Origin of the sequence: Pseudoalteromonas ruthenica (assembly GCF_008808095.1) — a bacterium.
GTDB classification, from domain to species: Bacteria; Pseudomonadota; Gammaproteobacteria; order Enterobacterales; family Alteromonadaceae; genus Pseudoalteromonas; species Pseudoalteromonas ruthenica.
On record NZ_CP023396.1, the window covers coordinates 392,303 to 417,010 of the forward strand.

23 protein-coding genes are annotated in these 24,708 nt (G+C 46.1%); 22 read left to right on the plus strand and 1 reads right to left on the minus strand.

What is annotated here, in order from left to right; all coding sequences use genetic code 11:
* Positions 1-5: 5 nt before the first annotated feature.
* From flgJ to PRUTH_RS01940, 22 genes are all read left to right on the plus strand, one after another.
* A complete protein-coding gene (gene flgJ, locus PRUTH_RS01835; protein ID WP_151172387.1) occupies positions 6-941 on the plus strand; it encodes a flagellar assembly peptidoglycan hydrolase FlgJ in 936 nt (311 codons plus the stop codon).
* Between the two features lie 3 nt (positions 942-944).
* The gene (gene flgK, locus PRUTH_RS01840; protein ID WP_045978577.1) at positions 945-2,954 is read left to right on the plus strand and encodes a flagellar hook-associated protein FlgK; all 2,010 of its coding nucleotides are present in this window, start codon (positions 945-947) and stop codon (positions 2,952-2,954) included.
* A 5-nt stretch (positions 2,955-2,959) separates the two neighbouring features.
* A complete protein-coding gene (flgL, locus tag PRUTH_RS01845; protein WP_045978578.1) occupies positions 2,960-4,207 on the plus strand; it encodes a flagellar hook-associated protein FlgL in 1,248 nt (415 codons plus the stop codon).
* Positions 4,208-4,486: 279 nt separating this feature from the next.
* On the plus strand, positions 4,487-5,458 hold the full coding sequence (locus tag PRUTH_RS01850; protein WP_045978579.1) for a flagellin N-terminal helical domain-containing protein: 972 nt from the start codon (positions 4,487-4,489) through the stop codon (positions 5,456-5,458).
* A gap of 389 nt (positions 5,459-5,847) precedes the next feature.
* Positions 5,848-6,813, plus strand: a complete 966-nt coding sequence (locus tag PRUTH_RS01855) for a flagellin N-terminal helical domain-containing protein (protein WP_045978580.1) — start codon at positions 5,848-5,850, stop codon at positions 6,811-6,813.
* A 159-nt stretch (positions 6,814-6,972) separates the two neighbouring features.
* Complete coding sequence (locus PRUTH_RS01860; RefSeq protein ID WP_151172388.1) at positions 6,973-7,944, plus strand: flagellin N-terminal helical domain-containing protein; 972 nt, start codon at positions 6,973-6,975, stop codon at positions 7,942-7,944.
* Between the two features lie 75 nt (positions 7,945-8,019).
* Complete coding sequence (locus PRUTH_RS01865) at positions 8,020-8,469, plus strand: flagellar protein FlaG (protein WP_151172389.1); 450 nt, start codon at positions 8,020-8,022, stop codon at positions 8,467-8,469.
* Between the two features lie 23 nt (positions 8,470-8,492).
* On the plus strand, positions 8,493-9,908 hold the full coding sequence (gene fliD / locus PRUTH_RS01870) for a flagellar filament capping protein FliD (RefSeq protein WP_045978582.1): 1,416 nt from the start codon (positions 8,493-8,495) through the stop codon (positions 9,906-9,908).
* A 15-nt stretch (positions 9,909-9,923) separates the two neighbouring features.
* A complete protein-coding gene (fliS, locus tag PRUTH_RS01875) occupies positions 9,924-10,346 on the plus strand; it encodes a flagellar export chaperone FliS (RefSeq protein ID WP_045978583.1) in 423 nt (140 codons plus the stop codon).
* Entirely contained in the window at positions 10,339-10,623 is a 285-nt protein-coding gene (locus tag PRUTH_RS01880; RefSeq protein WP_151172390.1) for a hypothetical protein, read from the plus strand. Before fliS ends, PRUTH_RS01880 begins: the two co-directional genes overlap by 8 nt.
* Positions 10,624-10,712: 89 nt before the next feature.
* The gene (locus tag PRUTH_RS01885; protein ID WP_151172391.1) at positions 10,713-12,833 is read left to right on the plus strand and encodes a motility associated factor glycosyltransferase family protein; all 2,121 of its coding nucleotides are present in this window, start codon (positions 10,713-10,715) and stop codon (positions 12,831-12,833) included.
* Positions 12,830-14,020 (plus strand): UDP-N-acetylglucosamine 4,6-dehydratase, encoded by a 1,191-nt coding sequence (locus tag PRUTH_RS01890; RefSeq protein ID WP_151172392.1) that lies wholly within the window; start codon positions 12,830-12,832, stop codon positions 14,018-14,020. The genes PRUTH_RS01885 and PRUTH_RS01890 overlap by 4 nt, the downstream gene beginning before the upstream one ends.
* Complete coding sequence (locus PRUTH_RS01895; protein ID WP_151172393.1) at positions 14,020-15,177, plus strand: LegC family aminotransferase; 1,158 nt, start codon at positions 14,020-14,022, stop codon at positions 15,175-15,177. Before PRUTH_RS01890 ends, PRUTH_RS01895 begins: the two co-directional genes overlap by 1 nt.
* Positions 15,174-16,331, plus strand: a complete 1,158-nt coding sequence (neuC, locus tag PRUTH_RS01900; RefSeq protein WP_151172394.1) for a UDP-N-acetylglucosamine 2-epimerase — start codon at positions 15,174-15,176, stop codon at positions 16,329-16,331. Before PRUTH_RS01895 ends, neuC begins: the two co-directional genes overlap by 4 nt.
* Positions 16,324-17,406 (plus strand): N-acetylneuraminate synthase, encoded by a 1,083-nt coding sequence (gene neuB / locus PRUTH_RS01905; RefSeq protein WP_151172395.1) that lies wholly within the window; start codon positions 16,324-16,326, stop codon positions 17,404-17,406. The genes neuC and neuB overlap by 8 nt, the downstream gene beginning before the upstream one ends.
* Positions 17,399-18,031: a NeuD/PglB/VioB family sugar acetyltransferase gene (locus PRUTH_RS01910; RefSeq protein ID WP_151172396.1), complete on the plus strand. Its 633-nt coding sequence runs from the start codon at positions 17,399-17,401 to the stop codon at positions 18,029-18,031. The genes neuB and PRUTH_RS01910 overlap by 8 nt, the downstream gene beginning before the upstream one ends.
* 12 nt (positions 18,032-18,043) lie before the next feature.
* The gene (locus tag PRUTH_RS01915; protein ID WP_138507721.1) at positions 18,044-19,102 is read left to right on the plus strand and encodes a nucleotidyltransferase family protein; all 1,059 of its coding nucleotides are present in this window, start codon (positions 18,044-18,046) and stop codon (positions 19,100-19,102) included.
* Positions 19,102-20,067, plus strand: a complete 966-nt coding sequence (locus PRUTH_RS01920) for a Gfo/Idh/MocA family protein (protein ID WP_151172397.1) — start codon at positions 19,102-19,104, stop codon at positions 20,065-20,067. The genes PRUTH_RS01915 and PRUTH_RS01920 overlap by 1 nt, the downstream gene beginning before the upstream one ends.
* Positions 20,067-20,762, plus strand: coding sequence for an acylneuraminate cytidylyltransferase family protein (locus PRUTH_RS01925; RefSeq protein WP_045978593.1), 696 nt, complete (start codon positions 20,067-20,069; stop codon positions 20,760-20,762). Before PRUTH_RS01920 ends, PRUTH_RS01925 begins: the two co-directional genes overlap by 1 nt.
* Positions 20,759-21,568, plus strand: a complete 810-nt coding sequence (locus PRUTH_RS01930) for an SDR family oxidoreductase (protein WP_045978594.1) — start codon at positions 20,759-20,761, stop codon at positions 21,566-21,568. Before PRUTH_RS01925 ends, PRUTH_RS01930 begins: the two co-directional genes overlap by 4 nt.
* A 70-nt stretch (positions 21,569-21,638) precedes the next feature.
* Positions 21,639-22,424 (plus strand): flagellin N-terminal helical domain-containing protein, encoded by a 786-nt coding sequence (locus PRUTH_RS01935; protein WP_151172398.1) that lies wholly within the window; start codon positions 21,639-21,641, stop codon positions 22,422-22,424.
* A gap of 150 nt (positions 22,425-22,574) precedes the next feature.
* Positions 22,575-24,005 (plus strand): sigma-54 dependent transcriptional regulator, encoded by a 1,431-nt coding sequence (locus PRUTH_RS01940; RefSeq protein ID WP_022944847.1) that lies wholly within the window; start codon positions 22,575-22,577, stop codon positions 24,003-24,005.
* A gap of 60 nt (positions 24,006-24,065) precedes the next feature.
* Here the strand turns inward: PRUTH_RS01940 and PRUTH_RS01945 are convergent, their stop codons facing one another.
* A complete protein-coding gene (locus PRUTH_RS01945; protein WP_022944846.1) occupies positions 24,066-24,641 on the minus strand; it encodes a DNA-3-methyladenine glycosylase I in 576 nt (191 codons plus the stop codon).
* Positions 24,642-24,708: the final 67 nt, after the last annotated feature.

Here is a 24,708-nt window from a genome sequence, read left to right on the forward strand (position 1 = left end):
GTCTTATGGATGCTAATCAACTGCAAACGCAAAGCGTCTTCGATCTCAATAGCTTAGATAAGCTTCGTCAAGATGCGTTAAAACAGCCTGCCGGCAGCGACGGCGAGCGCGCGGCCTTAAAGCAAGCAGCGCAGCAGTTTGAGTCTATCTTTACGCAAATGCTGCTCAAAAGCATGCGCAAAGCCAATGAAGCCTTCGAAGATGAAGACAGTCCTTTTAATGCCAGCAGCGTTAAATACTTCCAAGACATGCATGATCAGCAGCTCTCCAGTGAGTTATCGGCGAATGGCTCATTGGGCTTGGCCGATTTGATTGTGCAACAGTTATCGCCACAAAAAGACAGCTATATGCCTGCGTCAGCTTTGCGTGATGCGCGGTTAAGCAACGCGCAAGTGAAAACCCAAGAACAACACTCTGAGGCATCTCCTATCGCTCACAAAGCCGATTTCGCCAATGCCAAAGAGTTTGTCGAAGGGGTGTGGGACGTTGCCCGTGAAGCGGCCGGTAAAATCGGTGTGCACCCCGGTGTTATGGTTGCTCAAGCAGCATTGGAAACAGGTTGGGGCAAGCACATTATTAAAACTGCGAGCGGTGAAAGTTCGAACAATTTATTTAATATCAAAGCGCATCGTGACTGGCAGGGGGAAGCGACTGTAAAACCAACATTAGAGTATGAAGGAGGAGTTGCGGTTCAGCGCAAAGAACCGTTCCGAGTGTATGACTCTATTAAGCAAAGTTTCGATGATTTTGTCTCATTTTTGAAAACTAATCCCCGTTACCAGCAGGCTTTGGATGTGGCCGATAAGCCTCATCAGTTTATCGACGCTATACAACAAGCTGGCTACGCCACCGATCCACAGTATGCAGAGAAAATTAAACGTGTGTTAGGGCAAAGCGAATTACGCGCCCTAGCCGGTGATCTGCTAAGGCAAGGAGAGTAGATCATGTCATTTAACCTACTAAACATTGCCAGTTCAGGCATTCGTGCCAATACCGAGCTGCTTAATACTACCAGTAAAAATATTGCCAACATTAATACCGAAGGCTATGTGCGCGAGCGTACAGAGCATGGCACCACCTTTGACAATCAGGTTGGCCGTGGGCAAACCTATCGTCTGCTCAATGAGTTTGCACAACAGCAACTCAACAGAGACACTTCTAATCGCTCCTTCTTTGAGCGCTTTATGGAGGAAGCACAGCGTATTGATAGTCAGTTTTCCGAGGAGTCAAATAGCCTGTCTACGCAAATCAATGGCATGTTTAATAATTTGCAAGAGGCGCTGAATCAGCCCTCTAACAATGTTACCCGCTCGTTGTTCTTCACTAATGCGGAAAACTTTGTTAATCAAATGGATAGGTTGTCAGGGATTGTGTCGCAACAAAAGAGTGTAGTGAATGATCAGCTTGGGATCCTTGCTGATGAAGCCAATGGCTTAATTGAGAAAATTAGTGAGCTGAACAACCAAATTACGGCTGTTCATGGCAAGAAAGATCAAGCTGATGCCAGCTCGGTCTATAACGAGCGCGATAAAGCGATTAAAGATCTTTCAGAGCTAATGAACCTAGAAACACTCGATGGACCTCATGGTGAAAAATTGGTGTTCATGTCCACAGGTGAAGCTTTGGTTATGGAAAATGGTAGCTTTAACTTGTTCTCGTTAAATGGCGATCCAGATCCGAACCTTAAGGAACTTCGCCTTGATGTGACCTCCGGACAAGCCAATAGCTTAGAGGTTGATACCAACAGCTTAAAAGGCGAGATTGGTGGCCTGCTGGCTTACCGAGACGAGGTACTCATACCGGCGCAAAATCAGCTGGGGCAAATGGGCTTATCATTGGCCGATGCCTTCAATCAGCAAAATCGCTTGGGGATGGACGCTAACGGTGAAATAGGGGGTGATCTGTTCACTTTGCCCACCGTCAACGGCTTACCATTTGCCGCTAATGCGGGGTCGGGTAATTTGCAGGCTGGTTTAGAGCAGGGGATGGGCAAAGAGATTCCGGCAACGGATTTCCGTGTTACCTTTACCTCGCCAACAACCGTAGAGATAGTGCCCCTTAACAATAAAGGTGAGCCTATCGGTACGCCGTCGACGGCCAACGTAACGGCTGGAGTGATAGACTCAACCACAGTGACAAGTGGTGAGTCTTATGGCTTAGATATTGATGTGACTGGTGCGCCAGCGGCGGGAGATAGCTTTGATATCAAGTTAAATGCCTTTGCAGCCAGTAATGTTGGGTTGGCGACCACGCGGCCAGAAAAGCTGGCATTAGCGTCGCCAATTCGCACCGAAACAGCGTTAAATAACGTCAGTGAAGCGGCAATTTCTCCCGGTTCGGTGACTGATATTGCCAACTCAACGGGCATCACAGTGGGCCCGCCGCCAAGCTTGACGAACGGGCCAATCAGCTTGCAAAAAACAGGTAATCCTAACGAGTACACGATTACCGATGGCAATGGTACAACGACTTTTACCATTACACCGCCTGCTGAAAATATGCTCGCTCAAGCAGGAGCACCGTACGCTAACTATGGCTTTGACTTTAATATTGAAGGCAACCCGGCTGCAGGTGATACGTTTAGCCTCGAGTTTAATACTGGGGGGTTTGACGATAACCGTAATGGCCTGGCACTCGCTGGGCTACAAAGCGAAGAGTTAGTGCGAGAAAATGTGCTGAGCAGCGGCAGCGCCGATAATCTCAAAACATTCAACCAGGCATTCGCAGGTATAGTGACTGATATAGGGATTGTAACTAGCCAAGCACAAACCAGTCATGCGGCTTTCTCTGCGTTGGAGGAGCAATCGAACGCATGGTATGAGTCGATGTCAGGTGTCAATTTAGATGAGGAAGCGGCTAATTTACTGCGCTTTCAACAAAGTTATGCGGCATCAGCGCGTGTGCTCTCTACAGCACAAACGGTGTTTGATAGCCTGCTTAGCTCCGCGAGGTAAGTAATATGCGTTTATCCAATAATCAAATTTATCAAAAAGGCTTAACCAGTATTTTAGAAAACCAGGTTAAGGTTGCCAAAGCACAAGAGCAGATCAATACGCAAAAGCGCGTGTTAACTGCATCTGATGATCCATCTGCAACAACGCGAGCCATGCTATATGGTGATGCTATTGCTAGTAACGAGCAATACACCAAGAACCTTAATTTGCTCAACAGCCGTTTAGAGACAGAAGACAGTGTCCTTAAAAACATTAAAGACTCTATTCAACGCGCTAATACGCTTACTGTACAGGCCGGTAATGGTGCATTAACAGAGCAAGACCGTAAAGGTTTAGCGGAAGAGTTAAAAGCCATCCAGGCTAACTTGCTTGATTTGATGAATGCCAAGTCTGAAGACGGTAAGTTTATCTTTTCTGGCTATCAAGATAACAACCAGAGTTACCAGTTTAATAGTGCAAGTGGGCGTTACGAGTATGGTGGCGACCAAGGCCAACATAAAGTCACGGTTGCCGAAGGGGTGAGTATTAAATCATCAGACAACGGTTTCGATGTTTTTGAAAAAGTACCCACGCGTTTAAATGTTGACAGCAATACAGCAACGCCCGGCGGCGGTGTGACTTCGGCAACAGTGTATGTGAACGAACAAAACGCTTTTGACCAATTTCATAAACAAAATTACAACTCAGACCCAGCCGCTGGCGCAACCGCCAATACGATGACGGTAGATATCACGGCCGGTCCTCCTGATAGCTATCAAATACTGCAAGATGGGGCGCCATTAACGCCTGCAGTTACTGGGACCTACACTCCCGGCGAGCCGATTAAGTTTGCCGGTATGGAAATTGATATTCAAGGCGCAGCACCTGGACAGGCGACCTTCGATTTGGCCCCGCCGGGGCGAGACAACGTGCTTAATACCCTTGAAGATTTGATTAATGGGATCACCACACCTGGATTAGGTATTGAGGATTACCAACAAGTTTTGGCCGACGGTTTGGTGCAGTTAAGTAGTGCACAAAACCAGGTATCACTTACCCAAGCAGGTTTAGGCGGACGCCTTAATACGGCTGAACGTATTGAGTTTTCCAACGCCGATGTTGATATTAATAACAAAGAAGCAAAAGCTGATCTTGTTGAAGTGGATATGGCTGAAGCGGTGACCGAGTTAACTCGTCATGAGACTGCACTGCAGGCTTCGCAGGCCACTTTTAACCGCTTGTCGAACTTATCCTTATTCGACTATATCGGTTAGTTGAGATTACTATTTGTGGTTGGGGCCGCAAGGCCCTTTTTTATTTTTTGTTCCTATTACTATTCGCTCTTCTCCTGCCTTAAAGTTACCAACTTATAAGTAAAGTTATTAATTTTTATATTTAAATTCATAGTGTTGAAAAAAAGTATAAAAAAATACTAAAGGAAAAAAGTGCTCGCCCGATAACCTAAGTAACTTAGCAAAACGTCAAAAAACAAGCTTTCGCTTAGTAATTGACAGTTTGAGAGTAAATTCAAAGTTTACTGTGGGAGAAATGACATGGCACTTTATGTAAATACTAACGTAAGTTCACTGAACGCCCAGCGTCAGTTAATGAATTCAGGTAACGAGTTAGATACCTCGTTCAAGCGTTTATCATCAGGTTTTCGTATCAACAGCGCGGCTGACGATGCGGCAGGTCTACAAATTAGTAACCGTTTAGGTTCACAAATCATGGGCCTGAACCAAGGTAACCGTAACGCCAATGATGGTATCTCATTAGCACAAACTGCTGAAGGGGCGATGGACGAAGTAACGAGCATGTTTCAGCGCGTTCGTACCCTAGCTCAGCAAGCAGCAAACGGCTCTAATACTGATGAAGACCGTTTAGCACTGCAAGAAGAGATTCGCGCATTAATGAGTGAGGTTAACCGTGTTGCAGAAGACACCACATTTGGTGGTACAAACCTTCTTGACGGAACGTATGAGGCAAGCTTCCAAGTAGGTGCTGATGCGGTACAAACCATTGGCTTCAGTATGAAAAATGTGGGCGGCACGGCGGCAGCCAACTCGCTAACGGCAAATGGTGGTTTCACATTATCGGGTATCGCAGGGATCGCTTCAGCTGTAACTGGCGAAGTGTTGTCAGCTAACCTTGAGGGTTTAAGCGAGGCAACCACAGGTGTTTCAGGCGCAGGTGAAACCTTCGCTGCTAACTTCACAGAAACAGGCATTAGTGTTTCTAGCCAGGCTAACGCACAAGTTGTCATGGCAGGTATGGACTCGTTGATTGCGGTAGTTGATAAGAAACGAGCTGAGCTCGGTGCAGTACAGAACCGTTTCCAATCAACGATTCGTAACCAAGCTAACATCTCTGAAAACTTGAATGCAGCGAAGTCACGTATTAAAGATGCAGACTTTGCTCAAGAGACCGCTAACTTAACTAAGAACCAGATCTTGCAACAGGCAAGCCAGACCATTCTTAGTCAGGCAAACCAGCGTCCACAGGCAGCATTAAGTCTTCTTGGATAAGTAAAATGAAAAGCGCCCTTGCTGATGGGGTATTAGCAAGGGCGCGAAGTTGGATTTTAAAGCGGAAGCTAATTGCTAAAAAAATCCCAAAGTTGGGCAGGGTGCTACATCCCACCCAACTTCATTCAGTATAAGCAGCTATTATGCCAAAAAGTATAACAATTTTTTGGCAGTCGATTTCACTCTCAAACACAAGGGCCGTAATGGCCCTTTTTTCATATTGGCCCACTTATTGCTCACTTACTCGTATACGCGGCTAGCGCGGGTTTTTAACGGCAAATAATTGCCAAGCCCCCTCTGAAAGCGGCGTAAAGGATCCGCCCTAGTGTGGAAACAATTCGCCGCAAGCAGCGGTTAATAACCTAATTGAGAGTGAAAGAGAGGCTATTATGGCTTTATATGTAAATACCAACGTCAGTGCGCTTAATGCACAGCGTCAGTTAATGAACTCTGGTAATGAGTTAGATACCTCGTTTAAGCGCTTGTCTTCAGGCTTGCGTATTAACAGTGCAGCCGATGATGCGGCAGGTTTACAGATTTCTGACCGTCTGCAGTCACAAATCCTCGGTTTAAACCAAGGTAATCGAAATGCCAATGACGGTATTTCCTTAGCGCAAACCGCTGAAGGTGCGATGGATGAGGTGACATCCATGTTCCAGCGTATTCGTGTTCTAGCGCAGCAGGCTGCGAACGGGTCAAATACCGATGAAGACCGTTTGGCGCTGCAAGAGGAGATACGTCAACTTTCTTCTGAAGTTAACCGAGTCGCATCGGATACGACATTTGGTGGACAAAACCTGCTAGATGGCACCTATGAAGCAAGCTTCCAGGTTGGTGCGGACGCAGTGCAGACCATCGGTTTTAGTATGAAGTATGTCGGTGAGACAGCTAATACCATGACCGCGAATGGTGGCTTTACCATTTCAGGCATTGCTTCCATCGCCTCAGCGGTATCAAACAGAGCATTATCTGCGTCCCTTGAAGGATTGAGTGAAGCAACTACGGCACTAGCTAACTCGTATGACTTTGCCACCTCATTTACCGAAACTGGAATAAGTGTGTCATCGCAAGCAAACGCCCAAGCCGTATTAGCAGGTATGGATGCATTTATTGCTGTTGTGGATAAAAAACGGGCCGAGCTCGGTGCGGTGCAGAACCGATTCCAGTCTACCATTCGTAACCAAGCAAACATTTCAGAGAACTTAAGTGCTGCAAAATCGCGAATCAAAGACGCTGACTTTGCTATGGAAACTGCGAAACTGACCAAGAACCAAATATTGCAGCAGGCAAGTCAAACTATTCTTGGTCAAGCTAACCAGCGCCCGCAAGCAGCACTAAGCTTACTTCAAGGTTAAACTGGTACTTAATTCGTATTTTAAAAAAAATATTAAAGCCTTCGTTTTATCTGTCGATAACAGAGCTAGAGAACTGTAACTCTAGTTCTTATCGTGAATCTAAGCTGAATAGGGGTATTTCGCTTAGGTTCATATAATTAAGATAAAGCGGAGGCTAATATGGCTTTATATGTAAACACGAACGTTAGTTCGCTTAATGCACAGCGCCAACTGATGAATTCGGGCAATGAGCTTGATACTTCTTTCAAGCGTTTGTCTTCAGGTTTTCGCATCAACAGTGCTTCTGATGATGCGGCTGGTCTACAGATTTCGAACCGTCTTACCGGTCAGGTAAATGGTTTAAATCAAGGTAACCGAAATGCCAATGACGGTATCTCTTTAGCACAAACAGCTGAAGGGGCGATGGAAGAAGTGACCACTATGTTCCAGCGTGTTCGTACCCTAGCTCAACAGGCTGCGAACGGCTCTAACACTGATGAAGACCGTTTGGCACTGCAAGAAGAAATTCGCTCACTAATGGGTGAGGTAAACCGAGTTGCTTCTGATACCACCTTTGGTGGTCAGAACTTACTTGATGGGACTTATCAGGCAAGTTTCCAAGTGGGTGCTGATGCGGTACAAACCATCGGTTTTAGTATGAAGAACGTAGGTGGTACGGCTGCTGCCAACTCACTGACAGCCAACGGTGGTTTTACTCTTTCTGGTATCGCCGGTATTGCCAGTGCGGTAACAGGCGAGGTGCTCTCTGCGCAACTAGAAGGCTTGAGCGAGGCTACAACCGGCGTATCAGGTGCAGGTGAAACATATGCTGCGAACTTCACAGAGACAGGTATCAGTGTTTCTAGCCAAGCCAATGCACAAGTTGTCATGGCAGGTATGGACGGGCTGATTGCCGTGGTTGATAAGAAGCGAGCTGAACTGGGTGCGGTACAAAACCGTTTCCAATCAACAATTCGCAACCAAGCGAACATCTCGGAAAACTTAAGTGCTGCACGTTCACGCATTAAAGATACCGATTTCGCCGCTGAGACAGCCGCACTGACTAAAAACCAGATCTTGCAACAGGCAAGTAGCTCAATCTTGAGCCAAGCGAATCAGCGTCCTCAGGTCGCTCTATCGCTACTTGGTTAATTGATAGAGTGGGCCATAACTGACCACTGGTCGGTTATGGCTTATACTCTTAGTAGGTGATGTTGGAGAGAACCCATGGCTGAAATTAATCTTGGTCAAGACACGGCAAATATTTTGCAAAGCAACGTGACGCAAAGTCAAAATAAGGCGCCTGAGCAAACAGCGCAGAAGCCGGATTTGGTGCCGCAAACAGACGTACGCGCTGAACAGTCATCAACCAGTGACGCGCAGCGTGAGCAATCGCAAGTAGTTGCAGAGCAGCTATTTGAAAAGCAGCAAAAGCAAAGCGAAGAGTTACGTGAGAGTTTAGAAAAGCTAAATGAGTTTGTTCCCATTAGGTCTACGAACTTGATTTTTGAATTTGATGAGCTTGGCGATCCGCCGGTTGTGAAGGTTGTGGATCGTGATAGTGAAGAAGTTATTCGGGAAATCCCACCGAAAGAGTTTCGCGAGATAGCTAAAGCTTTAGAAGAATTCGCCGATAAATTAGACAATCGCGGTGTGTTCTTTGATCAATCCGCTTAAACGCGAGACGTAGGAGGTTTTTTATGCCATTAATAACACAAGCCGGTATTGGTTCAGGTTTAGATTTAGAGCAAATAATCGAAGCATCGGTTCAGGCTGAAAATGCTCCTAAAATGCAGTCTTTCATTCAGCGTGATGAGCGATTGCAAGTTGAGTTATCATCTATTGGCGCGGTTAAATCTGCGTTGTCTCAACTTAAAGACACCATTGAAAAACTGGCAGATCCAGAAAATTTTAACAAGCGACTGGCCGATATTTCTCAACCTGCCAGTGGTGACATCATCTCGGTGAGTCCTTCAAGCGACATTTCTCCAGGCAACTTTAACGTTGAAGTCCAGCAGCTCGCGCAAGGCAGCAGGGCGATGTCTGGCGCCGGCGCTTTTGCCGATAACACCTCGGTGGTCAGTGCGTCAGGAGGCACGCTTAGTTTTGCCGCTGGCGATAAGAGCTTTGATTTAACACTGGATGCAGGTGCTACTCTTTCTGATTTGCGTGACGCGATTAATAATTCTGACGCCAACTTTGGCGTAACCGCAAACATTATCAACACCGGTAGCGAAGCAAAGTTGGTACTGACTTCAAGCGAAACTGGGGTTGGTAACGATTTGGTGATCACCAATGACAATGCTGAACTTGATGCTGTGTCAACTATAGCTAATGGTGGTGGTGCTGGTGGCATGTCGATTGCCGCTGGGGACGAGGCCAAAGACGCGAAAATTACCGTTGACGGTATTGAGATTGTCAACGACAGCAATGTATTTAAAGATGCCGTACAAGGCATGACTATTACTGCAAAGCAAGTAAGTGCGGCAGGTGAAAGTGCCGATATCAATGTCAGTGTTGACCGTGAAAGCGTCACTAAGCTAGTGGATAAACTTATCGAAGACTATAACAACTTAGTCGGTACAATCGCTTACCACACTAGTTATGACGAAGAGCGCCAAGTAGGGCTGCGCGGTGATGCGACCATGCGTTCGTTGAGCGATCAACTTGTCAGTGTATTGTCAAGCGAGTTGACTGATGCTGGTCCATTTACCAGTATTTTTGATATTGGTTTGGGTGTTGATAAAAAAGGTTATCTAGAAAAGTCGAGCATCGTTCGCAGTCTCAATGAGGCTATGGATACTAATTACGACGATATTGGCAAGGCATTTGCAGGAGAAAATGGTGTCGCGAAAAAACTGGATGAGTTACTTGGCTCATTTGTAGACTCAGGCGGCATTCTAAAAACCAGGGAACAGGATATAAACAACCAGATTGATGAACTAGAAGACGATGTTTTAGACCACCAATACCGCATGGGCGAGCTAGAAACACGCTTGCGTAAGCAATACTCAAATTTGGATGTATTGCTGGCGCAAATGAGCTCGACCCAACAGTATTTAGGTGCACAGCTTGCAAGCTTACCAGGCTTCACCAGCGGTAAATCATCATCTTAATAAGGGCGATAACCTATGTATAATGCAAAAGTAAAAAATTATCAGAAAGAAGCACTTAAAACTCGCCTAGCCGGTGCTGATAGATATGAAGTTATCCAAATCCTAATGGCTGGTGCGGTTGAGAAAATGGTCCACGCTAAGGTTGCTATTGAGCATAAAAATTTTGAAGCGAAGGCTGAACATTTGGGCAAAGCCTCCTCTATTATCGAGGCGCTGCGAGGCTGTCTTGATTTTAATGTAGGCGGTGAAGTTACAGAAAACTTATACGCACTCTATTCTTATATGCTCGATCAGCTCATTGATGCCAGTGTAGAAAACAGTGTCGATAAAGTAGAAGAAGTCATTACCCTATTGAAAGAGATTAAATCGGCATGGGACAGTATTCCCGTCGATGTAAGAGAGCAAACGCTGAATACTAAAGAGGCTCAGCTTGGATAAGGTTGAGCGTATTCGTGATGACATAGCATCTTTGCAAGATGCTATCGTTAATGACAGTCTTAGCGATGCTCTTGAGCTTCAACAACGCATAGATGAGCAGTTACGTTCGTTAAATGCAAAGGAGGTGTCAGCGAATGAGAGTGAGCTTGCAGCTATGTTCGAACAGTTAGGCAGCATCATGGCACAAGCTGAGAGTAAGCGAACAAACGTAAAACGAGACCTCTCTAACTTTACTGCAAACCAAAGCAAACTTAGAGCATATGATATACCTCGATAGCCCCTTCCTCTCTTAGTCGCAAATTGGCACTCAACTTGCTGACAAATATGCTAAATTAGTCTATAGCATAGAGTAAAACGGGATCCATAATGAGCCCAGACAACAAGCAAACAGAGCTGCACAAAGCGTTAGATGAAGCAGAGCAAAAGCTCAGTCAAGCGCAACAACATCAACGTCGAGAGGCTGAGTTTGCCCAGCAAGCCAATCAGCGGTTTGACAATAATTTGACGGCCTTCCGAAAATATTACCCTAATATCGCTCAGTTTATAGAAACCTATCAAACCAGAGAAGATTTCTGCCTTCATGTTACGACATCTGGACATGGCAACTTTTTTCCGAAGGACAGCAGTGTCCCTTTGTACGGTGACGATCCCTTAGAACAAACAAGAGAACAACTGAAGCGCTATACGGAGAAAGCTAACTTCGGTCAAGCGGACTACTTGGCCAGAAAGTCATGGGAGGCTGGCGACGACAGGCTACACCTGCAGTACATGCAGCGATTAAGTCAAGTGCTACATGATGTCTACCAAAAAGACTACAAAAAAATCGTCGCTTTACCAGAACATTATCCGACGGCTCTTATCTTTGGTATCGGTCTGGGATACCACATTCCTGAGCTTTTAGAAAATCACAGCTTTGATTACATGTTTATTTGTGAGCCGGATCCGGAGCTCTTTTTCGCCAGTTTGTTCTGCATAGAGTGGGATAAGGTGATAGAAAAGATTGACGATAGTGATGGCTGCTTGTTCATAAATATAGGTTTAGACTATCAAGCCTTTTTTGAAGATGTTTTCCGCTTAGCGGGGGAGATAGGGGCTTTTTCGACGAGTATGAGTTTTTGCTATCAGCATTACCCGTCGGAGAAGATTAACCAACTAATTAAAACCTTTTTTGAAAACTATTACCAGCTACATCAAGGGTTTGGATTTTACAACGACGCTATTACCGGTCTTGCTCATTGTGTGCACAATATAGAGCAAGGTGCCCAGTGTTTCTTCGCACAACCGCGAAAAGCAAACGAGCTTCATGACGTCCCCGTGTTTGTTGTCGGTAATGGCCCTTCGCTAGATGAATCATTAGATTATCTTCGTGATAATCAGCATAAGGCTATTATATTAGCGGCAGGGACTGCCTATCAAAGTTTGCTAAAGGCTGGTATTACTCCGGACTTTCATGTGCTAGTAGAAAGGCCCAGGATTACTTACGACATCCAAAAGACAATAGAGCCAGAGCAGGGCTACCATGATACTAACTTATTGACCGTAGACGTCATGTACCCTGATGTTTTGGGGTTGTACAAATGGGCTGGAATGGCATTAAAGGGGCCTGAGTCGGCCACCGCGTTTTTAGCAATGAAGAGCTTGCTTAAATATGGTCGCCAAGTAAGTGAGCTGCCGGCTTGCGGGCCTTTTGTTTCCAACACTGCATTTTCTTATGCCTGCTTGTTAGGCTTTAGGGACATTTATCTATTCGGCGTCGATAACGGTTACAGTTTGAGTGGTAAAACGCATTCTTCCTTGAGCATATATAACGATGATAAGCACAAGAGCAGCTTTAAAGTGCTTGATGGTGCGAAAATCCGCTTCGATGGTAACTTGCAGCACGATGTGATGGCGACACCGCTTATGGCTATGTCCAAAGCGAGTTTTGAGCGACTTATCATGCAGCTGGGGAACCATATAAAAATATACAATGTCGGCGAGGGAGCGAAGTTAGAAGGCGCCATGGCCGTAGAGGAGCAATCGTTGGTGCCATTAAGCGTGCCATTGGATAAGAGCGCTCTCGTCGAGGGCATTAAAAGTAATTATTTTGATACTTTGGAGTTTGATGATATTGAGCAGTCCATGGGCTTTGATGAGCTGGCTTCTCTGTGTGATTACCTTATTGAAATAGGCCAGCGTCCTTATGCTACTCGAGATGAAGCGCAAGCCATATTGAAAGCCCAGCAGCGAGTCGTTTTCGCTTATAAAGCATCAAAATATAGACACTTATTCCATCTAATTAAAGGTACTTTACTGTATTTCCATTGCCCTATGGTGAGCCTGCTGTATTACTTTGAAGACGAAGCTGCAACCTTACAAGAATTTCAACGCTGCCTAGATTTATGGCATCAGTTCTTGGCCGATATTAAAGATGACTTCCCTGTTAATTGGAAAGCAAAGTGTACTTGGACAAAACCACAGTATCAGCAATATAAAGAGGCCAAGTGATGGATATATTGCGAGTAGTCAGTCGCAGCCAGCCGCTCTTTTCAAAGGATCTCACAGCGCATGAGCAAGAGTTGTCGGCGAAAGTGTCAGCGTCACGTTTTTTAGTGCTCGGTGGCGCAGGGACTATTGGTCAAGCCGTATGCAAAGAGATCTTTAAGCGCAGTCCTCAAGCCCTCCACGTTATCGATATTAGCGAAAATAATTTGGTGGAACTAGTGCGCGATATACGCTCGTCATTAGGGTACATCGAGGGAGACTTCCAAACTTTTGCTTTGGATATTGGCAGCTTAGAGTATCGCGCCTTTATCGAACAACAACCTAAATACGATTATGTGCTTAACCTTTCTGCATTGAAGCATGTGCGCAGTGAGAAAGATCCCTATACGCTGATGCGTATGATTAACACAAACATCTTTAATACTGAACAATCATTACGCCAGGCAATTGCCCATAACAGCAGCAAGTACTTCAGCGTCTCCACTGATAAAGCAGCGAACCCAGTAAATATGATGGGTGCATCAAAACGTATCATGGAAATGTTTCTCATGCGTGCCGGTATGCAAATACCCGTCTCAATGGCTCGTTTTGCTAATGTGGCCTTTAGTGATGGCTCGTTACTTCACGGTTTCAATCAACGGCTACTGAAGCAACAACCTATTGTCGCTCCTAGCGACGTTAAACGTTATTTTGTCACCCCAACAGAGTCAGGGCAATTATGCTTGATGTCATGTTTGTTAGGTGACAATGGAGATATTTTCTTTCCTAAACTCAGTGATGAATTGCACTTACAAACCTTTAGTGAGATTGCAAAGGCCTATCTACATCAACGTGGATATGAGCCCTTTATATGTGAGAGTGAACAACAAGCACGTGAATTAGTGCACTCATTGCCCCAACAAGGGCAATGGCCTTGTTTATTTAGTTCCAGTGACACCACCGGGGAAAAAGACATCGAAGAGTTTTATACCCCGACAGAAGAGCTGGATATGACACGCTTTGATGACCTTGGCATCGTCAAGAGTAAGCTTGCCTATGACTCGACCAAGCTAAGCGCATTTGTAGACAATATTAATGCTATGAAAAGTGCGGGACGATGGAGTAAGGCTGATCTTGTCGCTGAGTTTATCAAACTGCTTCCTGAATTTTCCCATACCGAAATGGGTCGTTATCTAGATGGGAAAATGTGATGGAGGAGGTCAAAAAATTAGTAGAATTGGTGCGTAATCACTACGGTACCAATGACTTTATTCCACTGCATGCCCCTCGATTCAATGGCAATGAAAAGCGTTATGTATCGGATACCCTAGAATCCACGTTTGTATCCAGTGTAGGTGCTTATGTTGGTAAGTTTGAAGACCAAGTTTGCACTTTCACCGGGGCTGGCGCAGCCGTTGCCACGGTTAATGGCACGGCTGCATTGCATACCGCGTTATTCCTATCAGGTGTAAGAAGTGGTGATATTGTTATCACTCAAGCCCTTACATTCGTCGCTACGTGTAATACCATTGCCCACCTTGGGGCCACACCACTTTTTATTGATGTTTGCCGGGAGTCGCTCAGTCTTTGCCCAATCGCTCTTGAGGACTATTTAAGTGCTCACAGTGAGATTCGTGATGGCCAGTGTTATCACACTTGTGGCGCTAGAATAGCTAGCGTGATGCCGATGCACACTTTTGGTCACCCAGCCAAAATGGATGCATTGAAAGAGGTCTGTGAACGCTACCATATTACGCTAGTTGAAGATGCGGCAGAGAGTTTGGGAAGCTTTTATAAAAACCAGCACACAGGGACCTTTGCTGATTTCTCGGCGCTTAGCTTTAATGGCAATAAAGTCATAACAACAGGCGGTGGAGGTATGGTTTTGTGCGGCACACCTGAATTGGGCCAGCGCGCTAAACATATAACAACAACAGCGAAAGTGGCACATGCTTATGAGTTTTATCATGATGAACTCGCTTTCAATTATCGCATGCCTAATATCAATGCCGCTTTGGGGTGCGCACAAATGGAACAGCTACCGGCTTATCTGAAAAATAAGCGTCGATTAGCAGCAACCTATAAAGCCCACTTTAATAACAGTGAACTGGTGTTTGTGGATGAGCCTCAAGATGCTCATTCAAACTTCTGGCTCAATGCGCTGTTATGCCCCTCACGACAATATCGCGATGCATTTTTAAAGCAAAGTAATTCAGCCGGTATAATGACCAGGCCTGTCTGGCAATTAATGCACACCTTACCAATGTTTAATAGTGCTCCTCGAGGACCACTGACAAACTCCGAATTTCTTGCTGATCATTTGGTCAATATACCGAGCTCGGTTGCGCCCGAAAAGGAGGTAAGGTGAAGAAAATAGGGATAGTAACCGGAACCAGAGCTGATTTTGGCTTGCTGTGTCGCACGATTTTACTGCTACAGAGCCACGGCGACTTCGACACTTACACATTTGCTTGTGGCACGCACTTGTCGCCTGAATATGGTTTGACTATAGACGAGCTCAGGGACAGTGGTGTTGAAAATATAGTGACTGTGGAAATGTTGCTTTCATCGGCATCCAAAGTAGGCGTGGCAAAATCCACAGGTCTTGCCACAATCAGTTTTGCTGACGCTTTTAGTCAACATAATCTAGATTGCATCCTATTGTTAGGCGATCGCTTTGAGACATTCGCGGCCGCGCAAGCGGCGCTATTTTTGGGTGTTCCTATTGCTCATATACACGGCGGTGAAGTAACCGAAGGCGCGTTTGATGATGCTTTGCGCCATAGTATTAGTAAAATGGCGGATATTCACTTTCCTGCAGCGCAGGTCTTTGCTAGGCGGCTAATGCAGTTAGGCGAGCAACCGAGTCGTATTTTTGTGGTCGGTGCGCCGGGCATCGATAACATCATGTCAGCACCTAGAGCAAGCCAACAGCGACTTGATGCTGTGCTTACATTTGCTGATCACACCGCTCCTTTAGTGCTTGTCACCTATCACCCTGTGACTCGGGGGACGAGTGCTGAAAATGATATCACTGCGCTTGTTGACGTGGTTAAAGAGCGTACCGATTTAAACTTTATGATCACCTATCCCAATGCCGACGGCGAAGGTGCAGAAATGATTGCACAGTGGCAAACATTAAGTGCATTGCCCCATGTATCGGTATGTCCCTCCCTTGGTTTTAAGCGCTATCTTAGTGTTATGGAGCGTGCATCCTGTGTGCTCGGTAATTCATCAAGTGGTGTTATTGAGGCGCCTAGTTTTAAGGTGCCAACAATTAACATTGGTACTCGGCAACAAGGTCGGCCGAAAAGTTGTACGGTGATTGACTGTCAGTTATCTGAAGTACGCAGTGCGCTTAACAAAGCGTTGAGCCCGGAGTTTGTAATGTCTTGCCAAAGTGCTGAGAATCCATATGGCTCAGGCAATACCGCAAAGAAAATAGTGAGTATTTTGGCTGATATCGATCTACAACAGTTGCAGCCCCAGCCTTTTTACCAATCCGAGAACGCTTATGGATAGTCGAACTTTAATCATTGCTGAAGCAGGCGTAAATCATAATGGTGATGAGCACCTAGCGCTTGAACTTGTGCGCCAAGCCCATGCGGCTGGAGCTGATATTGTTAAATTTCAAACTTTTAAAGCGGCAGAAATTGTTACGCAAGATGCTGCACAAGCGCGTTATCAAAGCGAAAATATTGGCAAGCAGGAATCTCAGTTTGCCATGTTGCAGCGCCTAGAGTTGAGTTATGAGTGTCATCGTCGTCTGCTTCAAGAGTGTCAGCAATTAGGTGTGGAGTTTTTATCTACGGCATTTGACGAGCAAAGTCTGTCTTTTCTGATTAATGACTTGGGTCTGCAACGTTTAAAAATACCCTCAGGGGAGCTTACCAATGCGCCATTGTTATTAAAGCACGCTCAAACAGGTTGCGACCTCATAGTGTCAACAGGCATGGCGACTTTAGGGGAGGTCGAGCAGGCGTTGTCGGTTATCGCATATGGGTTAACTCACCCTGACAGTGAGAGTCCGCAAGAGGGGGACTTTGCAAAAGCGTATGCCAGTGAGCGTGGACAACAGTGTTTGCGTGACAAGGTTACACTTTTACATTGTACAACTGAGTACCCAGCACCGTTGGATGAAATCAATTTAGGCGCAATGGACAGTATGAAACAGGCTTTTCATTTACCTGTAGGCTACTCCGATCATAGTGCTGGTTGGCTGGTGCCTGTGGCTGCTGTGGCCAAAGGGGCAACGGTCATTGAGAAGCACTTTACCTTGGATTGTAATTTGCCTGGGCCCGATCACAAGGCATCCCTAGAACCAAAAGAGCTTCAACATATGATACGTTATATTCGCCAAAGCGAGCAGGCGCTGGGTCATGGTGTGAAAATGCCCACAGCAAGTGAAATTAATAATAAAGCTGCAGCTCGTAAGAGTTTAGTTGCGGCTGAGGAAATCCCTGCCGGTGCGCCCTTTACACAATGTAACCTTGCGGTGAAAAGGCCAGGTACGGGAATGTCTCCGCACCTGTATTGGCGCTTACTGAACTGTAACGCCTCGCAAAATTACAAGCCTGGCGACTTAATCAATGAATAAACCAGCCATTTTGATGTTTGGCGCTGGTGGGCATGCCAGTGTGCTGGCCGATATATTAATGAAACAAGGGCAGCCACTCACAGCCGTGTTCTCGCCACAATCTATTCAACGCCAAGCATTGATAGGAATAACTCACTATAAAGATGATCAAGACGTGACGTTATTTAATCCTGAAGATTGTCAGGTGGTTATCGGCATTGGCCCGCAACCCTACGGCGACAGTCGCTCGAAGCTGGCGTCAAACTTGCAAAGTAGAGGTTATCGTTTTGCAACCGTTATTGCCGACTCCGCAGAAGTTTCGACTTATGCCAGTGTGCAGCTAGGGGGGCAGGTGTTAAGTGGGGCGATAATTAATGCAGGCGCGCACATAGAGCAACATGTGGTAGTGAATACTCGGGCCTTAATCGAGCATGATTGCAAGGTGGCAAGCTTTAGCCATATAGCCCCCGGTGCTGTGCTGTTAGGCGGTGCTGAAATTGGCCCGCATGCATACATAGGAGCAGGTGCGACTGTATTACCGAGCGTTAAAGTCGGTGCCGGCGCGGTGGTCGGTGCAGGGGCACTGGTTGATAGAGATGTCGAGAGTAACGCTGTTGTTTATGGTGCACGGGCGAAGCAGAAATAAAGGGAGACCCAGATGAGTTTTTCATGGCAAGAAATATTAATGGCCCCAGAGCAGTCTCTGCGCGAAGCGCTTGAAGTGATAAATACACAAGCGTCGCGAGTGGTACTCATTGTTGATAAGCAAACACACTTACTGGGTGTGATTACCGATGGTGATATACGACGTGCGTTATTAAATAATCTCGGGTTGGAAGTTGCGTTATCGGAGGTCATGAATACCTCGCCGATATGCGCGGAGGTAGGCACACCTAAAGAACAGCTTATTGAGACTATGGAGCAAAAGGGAATTTTATCTATTCCCGTGGTGCGCCAGGGTAAAGTGGTCGGATTACAGACCCTCAAGCATGTGTTAAGTAAACCAAAGTTTGATAACCCTGTTTTTCTCATGGCTGGCGGGTTTGGTACACGATTACGTCCGCTGACCGACCACTGCCCTAAACCTATGTTGCAGGTAGGCAATAAGCCGATACTAGAAACCGTTCTGAAAAGTTTTGTCAAAGCAGGCTTCAGTAATTTTTATATCTCAACCCACTACATGCCTGAACAAATCGAAGAGCACTTTGGCGATGGGAGCCAATGGGGGGTCGAAATAGAATATGTCCATGAAGAGTCTCCCTTGGGGACAGGGGGGGCTCTCGGTTTATTGCCAAAAAGTATGCGACGTGACCTACCATTAATTTTAATGAATGGTGATGTACTAACAAAAGTCGATTTTGCGCGTTTACTAGAGTTTCACTGTGAGAATGGCGCAGACGCAACAATGTGTGTGCGTGAGTACGAGTATCAAATTCCTTACGGTGTTATTCAAGGCGAAGGAAGTCGAATCACCGATATGGTGGAAAAACCAATACAACGGTTTTTTGTTAACGCCGGTATCTATGTGGTTTCCCCTGAAGTGATCAGCTCTGTACCCTTTAATCATCGCATCGATATGCCCACCGTGCTAGAGCAGCGAATAGCTAAAGATAAAGATGTATTAATGTTTCCCATCCATGAATACTGGCTTGATATAGGCCGGATGGACGATTTCAATCGCGCTCAGGTGGATATTCGTAGTCTGGGAATGGGTTAATGCAAAGCGTAGCCGTTATTGGTTTAGGTAATATCTCTCATCGCCATAGAAAGAATTTGAAGGCTCTAAAACCCGACGCTCGAGTTATCGCCATGCCAGCAAGCAATCGACAATTAACAACTTTGCCGGCCCATGCCGATGCTTGTGTAACGCAACTTAATGAGCTGATTGAATTGCGACCTGAGTACGTCATTGTCGCGTCACCTGCGAATCTACATGCAAGCCATGGTAAGTCGCTGCTAGAGGCAGGAATTCCATGCCTTATAGAGAAACCACTGGGTGCAAGCCTAGACCAAGCTCAGGAATTGTTGAGATGTGCTCAGAAGCCATCAGCTCCTGCTTGTGCAGTGGGTTACTGCTTGCGGTTTATGCCGACAGCACGAATCATGAAAGATCTGGTTCAGCAACATGCAGTGGGCGAAATCTATAATATCCACATTGAGGTTGGCCAATATTTGCCACAATGGCGATCAGGTTTAGACTACCGTGATTCAGTGTCAGCGCGTAAAGAGCTTGGCGGCGGTGCCTTGTTGGAGCTGAGCCATGAGTTGGATTACGCTCGCTGGATATTTGGTCCTTTGGCACTAAGCCACGCCCATTTGCGTTCATCATCGGAGCTTGGCTTAGAGGTAGAGGACTTAGTTGATGTTAGCCTGCGTACCGAGCATGACGCGCATGTGCAAATACATCTTGATTTCTTGCAACGTCAACCACAACGATTTTGCCGTGTGATAGGAAATAAAGGCCGCCTTGATTGGAATTTACTAAGAAACGAGTTGGTGTTAACAGACTCGCAAGGGCAGAGCCAACAGTTTGGCGATTCTCATTGGCAAGCCAACACTATGTATCTGGATATGTTGGATAATTTTCATAACCAAATCGCACAGCGACCTTATCAAGGGGCGAGCGTGGCGCAAGCTTTAGAAGTCGTTAACCTTATTGATGTTATAAAACAGAGTGCCTAATGAACCATTATGCTTTTATCTTTGCTCGAGGGGGTTCAAAGGGACTGCCTCGCAAGAATGTTCTTCCTTTGGCTGGAAAGCCGTTAATACATTGGTCGATTGATTCAGCTAAAGCCACTTCTTTGATATCGCGGGTTTTTGTCTCAACTGAGGATCCAGAGATAGCTCGTCTAGCGAAAGAACGCGGAGCTGAGGTTATAATCAGGCCCATGGCCTTGGCACAGGATGACTCACCAGAGTGGCTTGCTTGGCAGCATGCTGTGCAGTGGGTCGAGGAAAAATATGGTCAGTTTGACACTTTTATCAGCTTACCAACGACAAGCCCATTGCGCGCCAGTGAAGACATTGAAGGGGCTTTGCAGCAGTTGCAAAAAGTCGGTGCAGATATTTGCATTTCAACAACACCTGCGGGACGTAGTCCTTTCTTTAATATGGTAATGCGTCAGCAGGACGAAACTGTGCAGTTAGTATGCGAGACGCCGTCAGGGGTTTCGCGCCGGCAAGACGCGCCCAGCGTTTATGATATTACTACAGTGGTGTACGCCGCGCGGCCAGCTTATATCCGCCAAGCCTCAGGCTTATTGGCGGGGAAAGTAACCAGTATTTGCGTACCCGCAGAGCGAGCCGTAGATATCGATACACAATTGGATTTTGATTTCGCCGAGCTGTTGGCTAAGAGAATGAGGAAAGTATGAGAACATTGTCACAATTACAACAGTTAAATGGCCAATGGGCATTGATCACCGGTGGTGCTGGGCATGTTGGCCATGCTGCAGCGCAAACGCTGCTAGAGCTTGGTGCTCATGTGATTTTACTAGATAGAAGTGAACAGCAGTTACAACAAGTCCATAGCTCGGTGTATGGCAGCACTGACAAAGTTCATACTCTCTCTTGCGAGTTATCACAGCCAAGTGAAATAAGCACAGCAATGGCTAAGGTTAGCGAGCTCACTCAAGGCAAGCTCAACATTCTCATTAATAACGCAGCGTTTGTTGGCACTGATAAGCTCTCAGGCTGGTGTGTGCCTTTTGAGCAGCAGTCATTAGAGACTTTCAACGACTGCCTAAATGTGAATTTATCTGCGCCGTTTCAGCTGTGCCAACACGCTTATGAGCTAATGAAAAACACGCCCGGTGCCGCAGCAAGGATCGTTAATATCTCCTCAATTTACGGCGTTGTTGGCCCACAAATGGACATGTATGAAGGCACCGATATGGGCAATCCAGCTGCATATGCCACCAGCAAAGCGGGGTTGATGCAATTGACACGCTGGTTAGCTGCCAATGTTGCACCTAGAGTCCGAGTAAATAATATAGTACTAGGCGGCATTGAGCGTGGCCAGCCAGATTCATTCTTGAATAAATATAATGCCAAAGTACCTTTGGCTCGAATGGCCACAGAAGAAGACGTCAAAGGAGCCATTGCTTATCTTAGTAGTGAATTATCTAACTATATGACCGGCCAGAGTTTATTCTTAGATGGTGGATGGACAGCGATTTAAAGTGCTTGTTGGAGACCAATGTTCTACACTTTAGTATAAGTGCAGGCCACAAAACTCCAGGAGGCAGGTTATGAAAATCAACTCAGAAGCTGCAAGCCAACTAGCGTCAATCAATACTCGTTCGACGCAATTAGATCAGCAACTCGCTACAGGTAAGTGCGTTAACTCAGCGGCTGATGATGCAGCTGCGCTTCAAATTATTGACCGCTTAACGGCGCAGCAAAATGGTTTTACACAGGCCAGCCGTAATGCCTATGACGGTATTTCCTATGTGCAAGTGAGTGAGTCAGCATTGAGTAACGTCAATGATTCTGTTGGCCGTATTCGCGAGCTATCCATACAAGCTGGTAATGGTGCACTTTCCGATAGCGACCGCCAGGCTTTGCAAGAAGAGGTCGTGCAACTGCAAAGCGAAATTACCAACACGTTAGAGCAAAGCAGTTTTGCCGGGAAGCCGTTATTTGATGGCCAAAGTGTCAGCTTCCAAATTGGCGCTGATGCGAATCAAACAAACGCCCTTGAACAGCCTAATAGCGACTTCCTTAGTGCCGTAAATGCTATTGATATCACCACTCAAGCGGGCGCTAATTCAGCGTTAGATGTGACTGAGCAAGCCGCAGAGCAGGTTAACCAGCAGCGAGCGCAGCTGGGCGCTTTCGAGAATAGCCTAAGCAGTCAAATTCGCTCGCTTAGCGAGCAAAACGAGAATGTTGCAGCAAGTCAAAGCCGCATTGCTGACACCGACTATGCAAAAGCGGTGAGCGAGCGCACCAGTAATGACATCCTTAACCAAGCATCTATCGCGCTGCGCGGCCAAGCTAACCAAAACGCCGCCGCAATTTTAGGACTGCTGTAATGGTGGTTCACTATGCGCTGAATCAAACAAAACTAGGAAAAGCGTCTGATTTTTGGCATTAACGTCAAAAACATGCCGCTTTTCCTTGAATCCTCCCTGAACTGCAATACAATCTAGAGTTATAACAATCGCTTAGTATTTGGCGGCGCGATGATCCTGATTCTAGATGACAATACGACTCGAGCCCAAGGGTTGAGCTCAGCACTAACCTTTGTGGGTGAGGCTAATGAACTGACCACCTCAGGTGATTTGTGTGCAAATATTGATAAGCACCACGAGCCCATTATTGTGCTCGGGGCACTCAATAACGGCGAACACCAGCAATTAATTAAAGCGCATCCAGAGTTACCATTTTTATTAATTGGTGAAACGTTAAAGCCCTTATTAGATATCGCTAACGTCATTGGCCTTATAACCGAGCCTTTTCACCATGATGTAACCACCCAATTGCTCCATGACTGTCAGCAGTATGCGCGCATGAAGCCCACCCAAAGTGCGCACAATCCAAAAGCCTTCAATGGCTTAGTGGGGGATACTGAAGCCGTCAATCATGTTCGCTTTTTAATCTCTCAGGTGGCGAAAACGGAAGCAAATGTACTCATTCTTGGGGAGTCGGGCACCGGTAAAGAAGTGGTCGCTCGTAACGTGCACCTTCTTTCGGGACGAAGTTCAGGCCCGTTTGTGCCGGTAAACTGTGGCGCTATCCCCGGCGAATTATTAGAAAGCGAATTGTTTGGCCATGAAAAAGGCGCATTTACTGGCGCCATATCAGCGCGTAAGGGGCGATTCGAGTTGGCTCAAGGTGGTACATTGTTCTTGGATGAAATCGGCGATATGCCATTGCAAATGCAGGTTAAGTTACTGCGTGTATTGCAAGAGCGTACTTACGAGCGAGTTGGTGGTACCAAAGCCATTCAAGCCGACGTTCGAGTCATCGCAGCGACGCACCGAAACTTAGAGCAAATGATTGAAGCGGGAGATTTCCGTGAAGATCTATACTACCGCTTGAACGTTTTCCCCATCGAGAATCCGGCTTTGCGTGAACGTGGCGATGATATTGGCTTATTGCTCAAAGAGCTGACTAAGCGAACAGCCCAGCAAAGCGGTCAAAGCGTTAAGTTTACCGACCGCGCCATTGAAAGTTTAAAAGGCCATACGTGGCCCGGAAATATTCGTGAGCTCGGTAATCTTGTCGAACGCATGGTGATTATGTTTCCGGATCAAGTGGTTGATGTACCAGACTTACCGAAGAAATATCAGCATCTTGATGTTGAAGCATTTGTTCCAGAGTACCCCGAAGAGCTATTAGAGCGCCAAGCCCTGAATGATATTTTCGGTGAAGGCTTTGTTGATGACGATGAGCAACTACCTGCTGAGCATGAATCTGCAGCGGACAATATTGGGGTGCTGCCTGATGATGGAGTCAACCTCAAAGAATACCTTGCAGAGTTAGAAGTGAGTCTTATCACGCAAGCGCTTGAGCGCTATGACTATGTTGTTGCCCGTGCTGCTGAGGTGCTGGGCGTGCGTCGCACCACCTTAGTTGAGAAAATGAAAAAATATAATCTCAACCGCGATTAGCTTTGCCGCAGTAACACACGCGGTGCCAGCGCCCCTTAAGTAGTTAACTCAGGTTCAAAGCTAATACAAAGCGATCACCTGCTCTTTGCGAAAGCATTGGTTGTGGTGGTCGTTAACCATGCCACAAGCCTGCATATGAGCATACACTGTAGTGGATCCTAAAAATTTAAAGCCACGCTTTTTCAAATCTTTAGCAAAAATATCGGATTGCTCACTGGTTGCTACGTAATCTTCAGGACTCGCGATGCTGTTGACGCGCGGTCTGTCATTCACAAATTGCCATTGATACGCGCTAAAGCTACCAAACTGATGTTGAATTTCAATAAAGCGTTGAGCGTTATTAATAGCGGCATTAATTTTTAACTTATTGCGCACAATACCGGCATCATTGAGCAAGCGCGTGATGTCTTCGCCATCAAAAGCGGCAACAGTGTGAATATCAAAGTCAGCAAAAGCACGGCGGTAGTTGTCTCGTTTTTTTAAAATGGTATACCAGCTCAAACCAGCTTGTGCCGATTCGAGAGTAATAAACTCGAATAAGCGTTGATCATCATAAACAGGCACACCCCATTCATCGTCATGGTAGGCAACGTAATCGGGCTTACTTAAGTCCACCCAGGCGCAGCGAATACACATAAAAACTCCTTGTAGAAAGCATTATCAACTAATGTATCAGGTAACTGTTTTTTTATACAGTGTCATT